12 protein-coding genes and 1 pseudogene are annotated in these 12,649 nt (G+C 63.5%); 6 read left to right on the forward strand and 7 right to left on the reverse strand.

Features of this window, described 5'->3' with window-relative positions:
* Positions 1 to 73: 73 nt before the first annotated feature.
* A pseudogene (locus EJ077_RS19305) lies at positions 74 to 393 on the reverse strand (iron chelate uptake ABC transporter family permease subunit); the annotation flags it as partial.
* A 173-nt stretch (positions 394 to 566) separates the two neighbouring features.
* Here EJ077_RS19305 and EJ077_RS19310 point away from each other — a divergent pair.
* A complete protein-coding gene (locus EJ077_RS19310) occupies positions 567 to 1,400 on the forward strand; it encodes an AraC family transcriptional regulator (RefSeq protein ID WP_208695660.1) in 834 nt (277 codons plus the stop codon).
* A 7-nt stretch (positions 1,401 to 1,407) separates the two neighbouring features.
* Here EJ077_RS19310 and EJ077_RS19315 read toward each other — a convergent pair whose 3' ends face one another.
* The 4 genes from EJ077_RS19315 to EJ077_RS19330 form a co-directional block, all read right to left on the reverse strand.
* Positions 1,408 to 2,358, reverse strand: a complete 951-nt coding sequence (locus tag EJ077_RS19315) for a bifunctional helix-turn-helix transcriptional regulator/GNAT family N-acetyltransferase (protein ID WP_208695661.1) — start codon at positions 2,356 to 2,358, stop codon at positions 1,408 to 1,410.
* Between the two features lie 74 nt (positions 2,359 to 2,432).
* The gene (locus tag EJ077_RS19320; protein WP_208695662.1) at positions 2,433 to 3,578 is read right to left on the reverse strand and encodes a DSD1 family PLP-dependent enzyme; all 1,146 of its coding nucleotides are present in this window, start codon (positions 3,576 to 3,578) and stop codon (positions 2,433 to 2,435) included.
* A complete protein-coding gene (locus EJ077_RS19325) occupies positions 3,575 to 4,855 on the reverse strand; it encodes a D-arabinono-1,4-lactone oxidase (RefSeq protein WP_208695663.1) in 1,281 nt (426 codons plus the stop codon). Before EJ077_RS19325 ends, EJ077_RS19320 begins: the two co-directional genes overlap by 4 nt.
* A 5-nt stretch (positions 4,856 to 4,860) precedes the next feature.
* On the reverse strand, positions 4,861 to 6,048 hold the full coding sequence (locus EJ077_RS19330) for an MFS transporter (RefSeq protein WP_208695664.1): 1,188 nt from the start codon (positions 6,046 to 6,048) through the stop codon (positions 4,861 to 4,863).
* A 124-nt stretch (positions 6,049 to 6,172) separates the two neighbouring features.
* Between EJ077_RS19330 and EJ077_RS19335 the strand changes: the two genes are divergently transcribed.
* Entirely contained in the window at positions 6,173 to 6,799 is a 627-nt protein-coding gene (locus tag EJ077_RS19335; protein ID WP_127280207.1) for a TetR/AcrR family transcriptional regulator, read from the forward strand.
* A gap of 18 nt (positions 6,800 to 6,817) precedes the next feature.
* On the opposite strand, the gene EJ077_RS19340 is transcribed toward EJ077_RS19335, so the two are convergent.
* A complete protein-coding gene (locus EJ077_RS19340; RefSeq protein WP_208695665.1) occupies positions 6,818 to 7,669 on the reverse strand; it encodes a hypothetical protein in 852 nt (283 codons plus the stop codon).
* A gap of 252 nt (positions 7,670 to 7,921) precedes the next feature.
* On the opposite strand from EJ077_RS19340, the gene EJ077_RS19345 reads away from it, so the two are divergent.
* The 3 genes from EJ077_RS19345 to groL all read left to right on the forward strand — a co-directional run bounded on the left by EJ077_RS19345 (position 7,922) and on the right by groL (position 10,737).
* On the forward strand, positions 7,922 to 8,551 hold the full coding sequence (locus tag EJ077_RS19345) for a class I SAM-dependent methyltransferase (RefSeq protein ID WP_245458457.1): 630 nt from the start codon (positions 7,922 to 7,924) through the stop codon (positions 8,549 to 8,551).
* Between the two features lie 168 nt (positions 8,552 to 8,719).
* Positions 8,720 to 9,016, forward strand: coding sequence for a co-chaperone GroES (gene groES / locus EJ077_RS19350; RefSeq protein WP_006203049.1), 297 nt, complete (start codon positions 8,720 to 8,722; stop codon positions 9,014 to 9,016).
* A gap of 65 nt (positions 9,017 to 9,081) precedes the next feature.
* Complete coding sequence (groL, locus tag EJ077_RS19355) at positions 9,082 to 10,737, forward strand: chaperonin GroEL (RefSeq protein ID WP_135915382.1); 1,656 nt, start codon at positions 9,082 to 9,084, stop codon at positions 10,735 to 10,737.
* A 164-nt stretch (positions 10,738 to 10,901) separates the two neighbouring features.
* Here the strand turns inward: groL and EJ077_RS19360 are convergent, their stop codons facing one another.
* Positions 10,902 to 11,510, reverse strand: a complete 609-nt coding sequence (locus tag EJ077_RS19360; protein ID WP_135915381.1) for a TetR/AcrR family transcriptional regulator — start codon at positions 11,508 to 11,510, stop codon at positions 10,902 to 10,904.
* 97 nt (positions 11,511 to 11,607) lie between these two features.
* Between EJ077_RS19360 and EJ077_RS19365 the strand changes: the two genes are divergently transcribed.
* On the forward strand, positions 11,608 to 12,624 hold the full coding sequence (locus EJ077_RS19365) for a zinc-dependent alcohol dehydrogenase family protein (protein WP_245458458.1): 1,017 nt from the start codon (positions 11,608 to 11,610) through the stop codon (positions 12,622 to 12,624).
* Positions 12,625 to 12,649 lie beyond the last annotated feature (25 nt).

A 12,649-nucleotide genomic window follows, 5' to 3' on the forward strand; every position in this document is an offset into this window, starting at 1 on the left:
GGCCTGCAATCCGATCCTGGTTAGCGGCGGATGAACGTGTACCCGGGCGCAACAACGCTGGGAGGACACGTCTTCACAGGCGGTTTCTGACAACCATGGTAACGACGAAGAACGCGCCGAGCGAGGTGGTGATGATGCCGATCGGCGGTTCCTGCGGCGGCAGCAAGGTCCGGGCCAGGAGATCGCTTGCCAGAGCAGCACCGCCCCGAACAGCGCGCAACTTGCGATGGAGGCGGCGAGGATGCCGCCGGTGAACGCAGCCACGGGCAAGGTCCAGATGCCGAAATTGTCGCCGAACACGGTAATGACGGAAACCGCGCCGGCGGCGGCCCCCGACGACAGGCCGAACAGGAAGGGGTCGGCAAGATCGTTACGGGTCACCGTCTGCAAAAGCAAGGCGATTGCTTGAACTCACACGAGAGCAAGCCTGCCGTCGGCATGGGCGTGCACGGACTTTTCGTCCACGCCTGACAGCGTGGCCGTTTCGATTTTGCGCCATGCGCAATTTCGATCAAACTGGGCTGGCAACGAGGCGCCAGAGTGAAGACGCCACATGCGAGGAGCACATGAACCCGACCGAGAAAGCGCTATGGTTTGTCGAAAGCCACCTGCCGGAGGCTGTTACGCTCGACGACGTCGCCCAAAGCAGCGGCGTGTCGCGCTTTCATGTGACGCGCGCCTTCGGCGCCGCCACCGGCCGTTCCGTCATGGGTTACATGCGCTCGCGCCGGCTGACCGAGGCGGCGCGCAGGCTCGCCGGTGGCGCGCCCGACATACTGTGCGTCGCGCTCGACGCCGGCTACAATTCGCATGAGGCTTTCACCCGTGCCTTCCGCGACCAGTTCGGCACCACGCCGGAACTGGTGCGCGCGCAAGGTTCGACCAAGACACTCGATCTCGTGGAGCCTATCTTGATGGACCATTCCCTGCTCACCAGCCTCGAACCACCGCGCTTCGAGACCAGCCGACCTTTCCTCATCGCCGGCTTCGGCGAGCGCTACAGCTGCGAATCGAGCGCCGGCATTCCGATGCAGTGGCAGCGTTTCAGCCCTTATATCGGCAACATACCCGGCGAAGTCCCAGGCGTTTTCTACGGTGTCTGCCTCAATGGCGACGATGCCGGCAATTTCGACTATGTCGTCGGCGTCGAGGTGTCGGACTTCTCCGACTTGCCAAAAGAATTCTACCGGGTGCGCGTGCCAGCGCAGAAATACGCCGTTTTCACGCATCGCGAGCACATCTCGACCATCCGGCGCACGGTCAACACGATCTGGAACAGCTGGCTCCCGGCCTCCGGCCATGAAATCGCCGACGCGCCGGAATTCGAGCGCTATGGGCCCGAATTCGATGCCCGCACAGGCAATGGCGGGCTGGAAATCTGGGTGCCGGTCAAGGCATGACGCGCCGTTACAGCTCCAGATCCCAGTTCTGGCCAACCAGATCCTTGCCGAAGGAATGATGAGGCTCTTCCTCGGTCAACTTGAAACCGGCCGCCTGATAGATGTGCCGGGCCGCGGTCAGGATGTCGTTGGTCCACAAGGTCAGCGTCTTGTATCCCCTGGCGCGGGCAAAGCCGATGCATTCCTCGACCAGCCGTTTGCCGATGCCGAGGCCTCGCGCCGACGGTTCGACATAAAGCAGCCGCAGCTTGGCCACCTGATCCGACTTGCGCACGACGAAGACCGAGCCGACGACCTCGCCTTCCCGCTCGGCGATCCAGCCGCGCTCCCATTTCGGGTCGTAGGATTTTACGAACGCCGCGAGGATTTCGGCGACCAGCGCCTCATAGGTTTCGTCCCAGCCATAATCCTGCGCATAGAGCATCCCTTGCCGGCGGGTGATCCAGCCGATGTCGCCGACCTGCAGCGGCCGCAGCAGATAAGGGATTTTCGGCTCGGCACTGTCATCCAGCAGACGCTGCACCGTGCGCATGGACTTGACCAGCCGGTCCTGCTCCGACGCGGGCAGCCGCTCGAGCAGCGCCGCAACCTGGTCGTGCGAATCCTTGTTCAGCGGCGCGAAGGCGTTCCTGCCCGCCGGCGTCAGCGCGATCGACGATTGCCGCGCGTCCGAAACCAGGGTGGCCCTGGAGATGAGATCAAGGCGCTCGAACTTCTTCAGCAAACGGCTGACATAGCCCGCGTCGAGGCCGAGATCGCGCCCGAGGTCGGTCGCGGTCAGTCCGTCACGATGCGCCAACTCGTAGAGCACGCGCGCCTCGGTCAGCGAGAAGGCGCTCTTCAGCAGCCCTTCGTCGAGCAGTCCGATCTGGCGGGTATAGAAGCGGTTGAAGGCCCGTACCGCGTCGATCAGGTCCTTGTTGGGCGCAGCCTTGTCGGGCTGATGATGGATTGTCATTCGAGTCATCTCCTGCTGGCACAGGATCGACCATTTACTTGACTAAGTCAACTATTTGGAGATGACCGGGACGCTCATCCTATCGGCAGCACCGGCCAGCGGTCGACGATCCTGCCGCCGGAAAGCACCGCGATCGGTCCGAGCTGCTGCAGCACGGCTTCGCTCTGCGTCGGCCGCAGGAAGGCATGGTCGCCGGGCCTGACAACGGCCTTGGCGGGCAGGCCCATGAATTGCTGGTTGGAGGACAGGCCAAGCAGGCCGTTCGTCGTCATGCCTTCGGGGAACACCGGCTCGGCCATCCATTTGCCGCCATAGAGATAGCAGCCCTTGCGCGGAAACCGGCCGAGCGCCTGGAGTAGGCGCGAAACCGCCGGCGGGCCGGGCAGCATCGGCTCGACCACCTTCAGGATCGGCGTCGCGATGAAGACCGCCGGCTGGAAGCCATCAAGGCCCGGCGTGTCGAAATCGCCGGGCAGGACGAAGGCCGAGCCCATCGACACTTCATTGGCAGCGCCGCCATGATGAAGCAGCGCGGTCTTGCTGCCGCCAATGTTGAGAATGCTTCGCTGATCGGCGTCGAGGCGCGCCACGAAAGCGGCGGCCCGTTCGGAGGCTTGCGCCAACGCCTTGGCCGGCCCGCCGAACAGGCCTGGAATGTGCGGCGCATGCGCTTCATAGGCCATGACACCTTCGCAGCGCAGGCGTTTGTGGGCCGGCAGCGCCCTCAACGCCTCCGAGAGGGCTTCCGGTTCGGCGAAGCCGCCACGATGCAGTCCGACATCGATTTCGAAAGCAATGCGCAGCTCGACGCCGAGTTCGTCGGCGAGCGCGCCATATTGCCCCAACCTCTCCTGTGTATCGATCAGCCAGCATACCCGCGACCCGGCTGCGTTCCCCTCGGAAAGCGCCGCCCTTGCCGCGCCCACCGGCATCGGTTTGCCGTAGAGGAGATCCGCATCCGGAAACGCGCTCAGCACCGCCTCGCTGATCGGTGGGTGGAAGGTCATGAAGCGGTGGGTTCCAAGCGCCTTGCCGATATGGGCAAGCAACGGCAGGCAAGCGAGCGACTTGTCGACCAGCCGAACGGCGAGGCTGGGATCGAGCCTTTGCTTCACCAGGGCGATGTTGCTGTCCAGCCGGTCGCGGTCGAGCAGCAGGCTGGGTTGGCAGATGCCCGCCTGCTTCAGCGCATCCGAAAGCGTGGCGAAATAGGCTTTCATTGTTCGATGCCGAAGAGATCAGCGATATAGGGCGAGACGAAACGGTTGTGCGGGTCGATGTCACGGCGCACCGCCATCGCATCGTCCCAGCGCGGATAGAGCTTTTTCAGGTCGGCCGCTTTCAGGCTGTGCATCTTGCCCCAGTGCGGCCTGCCGCCATATCTGCGGAAGATCGGCTCGGCCGCGCGCATGAACGGCAACGGATCGTTCGCCGCGTCGTGGTGGATGGCGATGGAACAGGTGAGCCTTTTGTGAAAGGGCGAGAGCCAGAATTCGTCCGATGCCACTGACCGCACTTCCATCGGGAAATAGACTTCCGGAAAATGCTTCTCGGTCAGTTCGATGATCTCGGCCAGCGCCTTTGGCCCGTCCTCGAAGGGAAGATGATATTCCATTTCGTTGAACCTGGTCTGCCGGTCGCTGGCATAGACGTTGAGCCAGTCCTGTACATAATCCTCGGCCGGCACCTTGGCGACCGCGCCCAGGATCAGCCGGCGGCGCAGCGACGGCAGCCAGGCAAGCCCGGTGCGCAAGCGGCGCAGCGTGCGCAACGAGCCCTCATCATCGTCGGTCGGGCGCGCCGTCGTGGCTTCAGTGCTAAAGTCGCTGGCGATGAACTGGGCGTAGCCGGAAAATGGAATGTAGTAGAATTCGGCCGAGCGATGCGCGGCCATCATCGTTTCGAAATCGCGCAGCATGTCGCCGATCGGGAGCACCCATTTGCGGCGGCGCAGCCGGTAGGTCGCGATGTTGTTCAGCGTCACTTCGCTGAGCACACCGAAGGCACCGAGCGCGACGCCGATGGCATGGATCGTCTCCTGATCCCCTTCCCGCTTGAACTCGCGGACCTTGCCAAGCCCGTCGACGATCTGAACCGTTTCCAGCTGTGTGTGATAGGCACCGAGCGTCGGCCCCGAGCCGTGGGTAGCCGTGCCCAACGCCCCGCCTATCGCCTGGCGGTCGATGTCGCCCATGTTGGGCAGGCCCTGGCCGATGCCTTGCAAAATGTGCATGAGCGGACCAAGCCGCGTCCCGGCCCGCACGCGCGCCAGATGTTTTTTCGCGTCATGCGAGACCAGCCCTTCCAGCTTCTCCAGCGACAGGATGGTGCCTTGCGACTTCACCAATGGCGTGAAGGAGTGACCGGCGCCGACGACGCGGACCGGACCTGGCGCGGAGCAAATGAGATCGCAGAGTTCGCCGGCATCGGCCGGGCTGGCAAGCAGCCGCGGCTCGGCGGTGACAAAGCCCGACCAGTTGCTCCAGCTGTTCGACATGCCGCTCACGCAATAGCCCGGCGACGCCGCGCCACGAGGACAAACAGGCCGAGCAGCGCCACGCTGGCAACTGCGCTCGCGGCGGCAAATTCCGGAACCGGACGAAAATCCTTGCCGTCTATGAGCAGCGACGCCGCGACCGGCCCGATCGCCAGGCCGAAAAGCTGGGCGGCCGGCACCAGCAGCACGGCGGTGCGCGTCTCGTCGGCGGTGATCGCCAGCCGGATCTGATAGGGCACGATGAACAGCAGGATAAAACCCATGACCAGGGCGGCGACCCCGAATGTCGTGAGGCCAGGTCCGCTGGCAAGCACGAGCGAGGCGGCAAGCGCGACGATGCCGATCGCGGCGATGGCAAGGCGATAGTCGATGCGCGCCTCGAACACGGTCGCCGTCATCGCGCCCAGCACCTGCGCCGCGAGGCTTGCCGAGACGATCAGCCCGACGGTGCGCCCGTCGATGCCGAATTGGGCGCCGAGCGGTTCCAAAAACGCCCAGACCGCGCCGAAGAACATGAAGTAGCAGAAGACCGACAACAGCGCGGTGATCGAGGGACCCGTCAGCACATTGGCGAGGTTCTCGTCCTTCGGCAGGTCGGCATAGTCGGCAGGGACCGCGATGGCGATTACCAGCGACAGGACGCAGACGACCGCGAGAACGAGGAAGCCGCCCGCCGATCCGGTGGCGGGGATGACATAGAGCGCCAGCAGCAAGGCAAGAGCGCATTGCGCCAGCGTCTGCATGGTGACGAAAAAACCGCCGATGCGTTCGGCGCGCCGCGAACGGGCAATCAGTTCCGTGGCGACCGCGACAAGGCCACCTTCGGCAAGGCCGGCCAGCGCGCGAGCCGCCATCAGCGTGTTGGCGCCGGCGGCATAGGCCGTCCAGACATTGGCCAGCGCCAAGAGCAGCAGCAGGACCGCACTCTTCCAGCGCATCTTGTGGGCGGAAAGCAGCATCGCGACGATCGCCGAGCCGATCGCGATGGCGATCATCTCGGCGGTGGCGACCAGTGCCAGCTCGTCGCCGCTGACATGGCCCTCGGTATAGAGGGCGCCAAGCAGGACGGGCTGCAGGCCGAGGATGAGCAGGCCGACCGACCCGATCCACAAGGCCGAGGCAAGCTGGCCGCCGGTCGGATTGCCGACCAGCCAGTCGCCATCGCCTTGAAGACCGGTGCTTGTCGAAGTCAAAGGCGCCTCCCAACGTCCTTGCCGCGCGGCAGAAAAGCTGACAATCTATCAGCATTTAAGAAACTGATACTTGATCATATTTTTTGTCAACCGGAATTCGGGACCCCGTGCGAAAGATCGGTGCATGACGGAAGCAAGTCGAACGGCCACCGAGCCCAGGCGCCGGCCCAAGCAGGAGCGCAGCCGCGAACGCATCGACGCCATCCTGTCGACCACCATGCGGCTGATCGGCGAGAAGGGCATCGACGCCGTCACCATGAAGGAGGTCGGCATGCTGGCTGGCGGGCCGATCGCCACCGTCTACCATTACTTTCCCAACAAATCGGCGATCCTGGCGATGCTTTATGAGCGGTTCTCGGAGGTCAGCCGGGCGCGCTTCGGCGCGATCATCGCCGAAATCCAGGGGCTGGGCGACGTGACCGGTGCCGCGGACCGCCTGCTCAACGACTACTACAGCCGTGTCGCGGCTGACCCGGCCATTCAGGACCTGCAGAATGCCATCCAGGCCGACAAGGCGCTGCAGCATCTCGACATCGCCGAGACGAGACATCAGTCGAAGATATTCTGCGACCATGTCGGTCCGATGCTTCAGGCGGAGCAGCGCGAGGCGTTCGCACGACTGGTCTTTCTCATCTTCCAGCTTGCCGGCGGCGTCGTGCGCCTGGCCCTGACGCAAGATGAGGAAGAAGGCCGGCGCACGATCGAAGACTACCGGTCGATCATCCACACCCAGTTGCGGGTGTTCCTTTAGCGACCGGCCATTGGAGACCTATCTCGCCTGACGGATGAGGCCTTCGAAACCGTCGGCCAGGTCGGAAGCGCCTGCCGCGAACATCTTCACGAGGTTTTGGGGGCGGCCGGGCGTCTTGTTGGCATCGAGGAGGATGGCCCTGCCCTCATGCACGACGAAATCGAATTTCCCGTAGTCGAAGCCGAGTTCTCGCCGCCGCTCGCGCAGTTCGTCGGGAACAGCGGCGGGCTCCCGCCGGATTGTTTCCGATGCCTTGACCAGGCTGTTTGGCGAGACGTAGCGGGTGCAGCGCTCGCGCTCTCCGCAAAACACCCAGAAACGAACTGCAAAGCCGTCAGGTTCTTTTTCCGGAATGAACTTTTCCACGACCAGATCATGTTGCTCGGAGACGCCATCTGGAATGTCGTCCCGGGATTGATAGACCTCATAGGCCGACAAGGCCGGCACGTGGGCAAAAGGTGCCGGTTGGCCGGCACGCCTCGATCGCCGGTTGAGGCGTGTCTCCGGAATGCCTTGATTGTTGAGATTGCTCTTGACGATAACCGGGCCCAGCCAGCCGTCCCCCTCGGCCAGAAGGGCTCCACTGATCCGCCGTTTCGATATGTCGGCGGCTCCGACATTGAGGCAGAAGGGGAAACTCCGCGCATAGTCGAGATAGTCTGCCGGCGTCATTGTCGCATCGACGTGCAGAACCGCGACATCGGCGCTGATTTGTCCGGTGAGGCCAGGTTGAATCCGGACCGAATGGCCACGCCTTTTCAGGTCTTCCAGAATATCGAAAAGCAGGTAGCGGCTCTTCCGGCGCAGCAGGAGGCTGCGGTTGCCCATGAACCGGTCATGCTCATGCGTTATGACAATGATGCGCGCCACCAGCCAGCCCCTTGGCTTCCACCCCTACTTCCATTAAGCGGCTCTGATCAACCATTGCCAGACTTTCCTGGGCTCCAACGGGTCTGAATGACGAATCATTGGGATAACTATCATCGGCACTGGAGACTGCTGGACGCCCCGCTCCGGCCGACCGCGGAGACCGTCGGTATATTCGAGCGCGAACTTGATCTCGGAAATGCCGACGTCCTGCTCCTTGGCGTGACTCCTGAACTAGCCGTTCTAGGCAAGTCGATGTTGGCGATCGATCAATCGGCAACCATGATTTCCGGCGTATGGGCCGGCGACAACGTCTCGCGAAGGGCGATGGCCGGCAACTGGCTTGACCTGCCCGTCGCGCGGGCAAGTTTCGACGCGATCATCGGCGACGGCTGCCTGTCGGCGGTCGATTCCAAGGCTGCGCGCGGTTTGCTGTTCGGCGAAATCGCAAGGGTGCTGCAGCCCGGCAGATGGGCGGCGATCCGCGTTTTCGCACGCCCGGAAACGGCGGATGATCTGTGCGGCATCGAAGCTCTTACCTTGGCCGGCGGCGTCGAAAATTTCCACGCGCTCAAATGGCGGATCGCCATGGCGTGCACGGCCGACGACTGCGACAGCAGCGTCGATGTGCAGGCAATCCGCGCAACATTCGACAGACTGTTTCAGGATCGGGAGGTTCTTGCCGCACGGACGGGATGGAGCATGGCATCCATCAACACGATCGACGTCTATGCGGGTTCCGAAACGAGGTATAGTTTCGCGACGCTGGCCATGCTGGTGGATGAGGCAAATGCCTGGTTCGACCAGGTGCGTGTCGTGCCAAGCGGCAGCTACCCGCTGGCGGAACGGTGCCCGCTTCTGGTGTTCGGTTCCGCCAAGCTTTGATAAGTTCGTCATCATCGTGCCAAGAGGCGTTCCGCGCGCCTTGACTCTCGAAGGTCGGCGGCCTATTTCAGCGCCACGTTAGCACTCGCCATTGGTGAGTGCTAACCACGTGTCCGGCACCGCCGGACGGAGGAACTGTTCTCACCGTTCTCATTCGAGGAAGAAAAAATGGCAAAGTCGAAGTTCCGCCCGCTTCATGACCGCGTGGTCGTTCGCCGGGTCGAATCCGAATCCAAGACCGCCGGCGGGATCATCATCCCGGATACGGCGAAGGAAAAGCCGCAGGAAGGCGAGATCATCGCCGTCGGCTCCGGCGCCCGTGACGAAGCCGGCAAGCTGGTCCCGCTGGACGTCAAGGCCGGCGACCGCATCCTGTTCGGCAAGTGGTCGGGCACCGAAGTCAAGCTCAATGGCGAAGACCTTCTGATCATGAAGGAATCCGACATCATGGGCATCATCGGCTGATCATCGGCCTCACCCTCAACTTGAATTTTTCGGGCTCTATCCGAGCCCCTGCCAGGAGCTAAAACATGGCTGCCAAAGACGTAAAATTCTCCCGCGACGCCCGTGAGCGCATGCTGCGCGGCGTCAACATCCTCGCCGACGCGGTGAAGGTCACGCTCGGCCCCAAGGGCCGCAACGTCGTCATCGACAAGTCGTTCGGCGCCCCGCGCATCACCAAGGACGGCGTCACCGTCGCCAAGGAAATCGAGCTTGAAGACAAGTTCGAGAACATGGGCGCGCAGATGGTCCGCGAAGTTGCTTCGAAGACCAACGACATCGCCGGCGACGGCACCACGACCGCGACCGTTCTGGCGCAGTCGATCGTCCAGGAAGGCCACAAGTCGGTTGCCGCCGGCATGAACCCGATGGACCTGAAGCGCGGCATCGATCTCGCCGTCACCGAAGTGGTCGCCGCTCTCGGCAAGGCCGCCAAGAAGATCAAGACCTCCGAGGAAGTCGCCCAGGTCGGCACGATCTCGGCCAATGGCGACGAGTCGGTCGGCAAGATGATCGCGGAAGCGATGCAGAAGGTCGGCAACGAAGGCGTCATCACGGTCGAGGAAGCCAAGACCGCCGAGACCGAACTGGAAGTCGTCGAAGGCATGCAGTTCGACCGCGGCTACCTCTCGCCCTACTTCGTGACCAACGCCGACAAGATGGTTGCCGAGCTCGAGGACGTCTACATCCTCCTGCACGAGAAGAAGCTCTCCAACCTGCAGGCCATGCTGCCGGTCCTCGAGGCCGTCGTGCAGACCTCGAAGCCGCTGCTCATCATCTCGGAAGACGTCGAAGGCGAGGCCCTGGCCACGCTGGTCGTCAACAAGCTGCGTGGCGGCCTGAAGATCGCCGCCGTCAAGGCGCCGGGCTTCGGTGATCGCCGCAAGGCCATGCTGGAAGACATCGCCATCCTCACCGGTGGTCAGGTCATCTCGGAAGACCTCGGCATCAAGCTCGAGAACGTCGGCCTCAACATGCTCGGCCGCGCCAAGAAGGTGTCGATCTCCAAGGAGAACACCACCATCGTCGACGGCGCCGGCAAGAAGGCCGAGATCCAGGGCCGCGTTGCCCAGATCAAGCAGCAGATCGAAGAGACCACCTCGGACTACGACAAGGAGAAGCTGCAGGAACGTCTGGCGAAGCTCGCCGGCGGCGTTGCCGTGATCCGCGTTGGCGGTGCGACGGAAGTCGAAGTCAAGGAAAAGAAGGACCGCGTCGATGACGCCCTCAACGCGACCCGCGCGGCCGTGGAAGAAGGCATCGTTGCTGGCGGTGGCGTTGCCCTGCTGCGCGCTTCGGCCAACATCAAGTCGGCCGGCGCCAACGCCGATCAGGCCGCTGGCATCAACATCGTGCGCCGTGCGCTGCAGGCTCCGGCCCGCCAGATCGCGTCGAACGCTGGTGCGGAAGCTTCGATCGTTGCCGGCAAGATCCTCGAGAACAAGGGCGCGACCTTCGGCTACAATGCCCAGACCGGCGAATATGGTGACATGATCACCATGGGTATCGTCGATCCGGTCAAGGTCGTGCGTACGGCCCTCCAGGACGCGGCCTCGGTCGCCGGCCTGCTCGTCACCACCGAAGCCATGATCGCCGAAGCTCCGAAGAAGGACTCGGCTGGCGGCGGCATGCCTGGCGGCATGGGCGGCGGCGGCATGGGCGGTATGGGCGGCATGGACTTCTAAGAAGTCCATAAAGCACGCCCATGAATCCAAGTTGCTCAAGCCCGCTAGCGGGCTTGAGTGGCGGCATGGACTTCTAATCCAGCCACTTTGCTAAGCTTACGGAAAGGGCGGCAGCGATGCCGCCCTTTTTCGTTTGGCAGTTAACTCGGCCGGCACCTGCCTTCTTAAGCAGCGCTCTCGGCCTGCTGCGCAACCTTGCCGGCGAGCACGGCCTGCTCGATGAGTGCAGCCACCTCATCGGCCACGGCGTTGAGCGACGAGCGGTCGCGGGTGGCGCGGGCAATCACCATCAAGCCTTCCAGCGAAGACTCGACCAGCAGCGCCAGCGCCTGCGCGCGCCGCTCGACCACCCCTGCCCTGACGAATGCCTGCCGCAGCAGGCCGATCCACTGCTCGAAAGCGGAGCGGCAGATCTCTTCGAGGTCGGGCACATCGTTCGGCGCATCGAGCACGACCGGCGCGATCGGACAGCCGAGCGAAAACTCGTTGTCCTCCAGCATGCGGGCGACAGACTGGTAAATGTGGTGGACAGCAACCGCCGGATCGCTTTCCGCCGTCAGCTGTGCGCCCAGCCGCTCGGTCACGTCCGCCACGCTGGCGCGAGTCACCTCGATGACTAGTTGGTCCTTGCCGCCCGGGAAATGGAAATAGAGCGAGCCGCGCGGTGCGCCGCTGGCAGTCAAAATGTCGTTGAGCGAAGTGCCGTGATAGCCGCGCCGCCGCAAAAGCAGTGCCGTCGCCTCGATCATCCGCGTGCGTGTGTCTGTCGCCATGTCAACCTCTGTCAGGAGCGCGCATTATAGGGCTTGCCCCGAATATGACAATCGGTCTACATAATATGTAAATCGGTCTACATATTGGGAGCCAAGGATGATGAAGGGCTATCGGCTGGAAGGACAGGACGGCAGCCTCGACAGGCTGACGATGCGCGAGGAAGCGGTCCCCCAGCCGGGTCCGCGTCAGATCCTGATGCGGGTACGCGCCACCTCGCTCAATCGCCGCGACACGATGATCCTCAACGGCACCTATCCGCTGACGCCGCGAGCCGGCATCGCGCCGCTGAGCGATGGCGCCGGCGAAGTGGTGGCCATCGGCGATGCCGTCACCCGCTTTGCCGTCGGCGACCGCGTAACCGGCAGCTATTTCGCCCGCTGGATCGACGGCCGCATAAACGCCGGGCTGATCGACCAGCTCGGCTGCACGCTGGACGGCATGCTCGGTGAATACGCCTTGCTCGACGAGCAATGGGCGGTGCGGCTGCCTGAGCATCTCGACTGGCATGAAGCCGCGACATTCACCTGCGCGGGACTGACGGCCTGGAGCGCGCTGACGGCCGCGGAAGCCCCAAAGCCCGGGCAATGGGTGCTAGTTATAGGCTCGGGTGGCGTCGCGCTGTTTGCGCTGCAGTTTGCCAAGCTGATGGGCTGCCGCGTCGCGGCCGTCACCTCCCGCGCCGAAAAGTCCGACCGGTTGCGCGCGCTCGGCGCCGATCTCGTCATCGCAACGGCCGAGACGCCGGATTGGGGCATGAAGCTGCGCGAGGCGACAGGCGGCATCGATTTGACTGTCGAGACCGGCGGGCCTGCGACCTTTATGCAATCGCTGATCGCAAGCTCCCTCTACGGACGCATCGTGCTGCTGACGGTCCAGGACCAGAAGGGCAGATCGGTCGAGATCCCAGCCGCCGTCTACCAGCGCAGTCTTGTCACCATCGGCCGCGTCTTTGTCGGCAGCCGCAGCGGCCTGGAGGCGATGCTTGCCGCCGTCGCGGTGCATCGCTTGAAGCCCGTCATCGACAAGGTCTTCCCGTTCGCCGAAGCGCGCGAGGCGTATCGGCATTTCATGCAGGGCGATGTGTTCGGCAAGGTCGTCATCGACGGCGCGTGAGCCCCCATTCACCAACCAGAGGAGA

It is taken from the genome of Mesorhizobium sp. M8A.F.Ca.ET.057.01.1.1 (genome assembly GCF_003952565.1).
Taxonomy (GTDB): domain Bacteria; phylum Pseudomonadota; class Alphaproteobacteria; order Rhizobiales; family Rhizobiaceae; genus Mesorhizobium.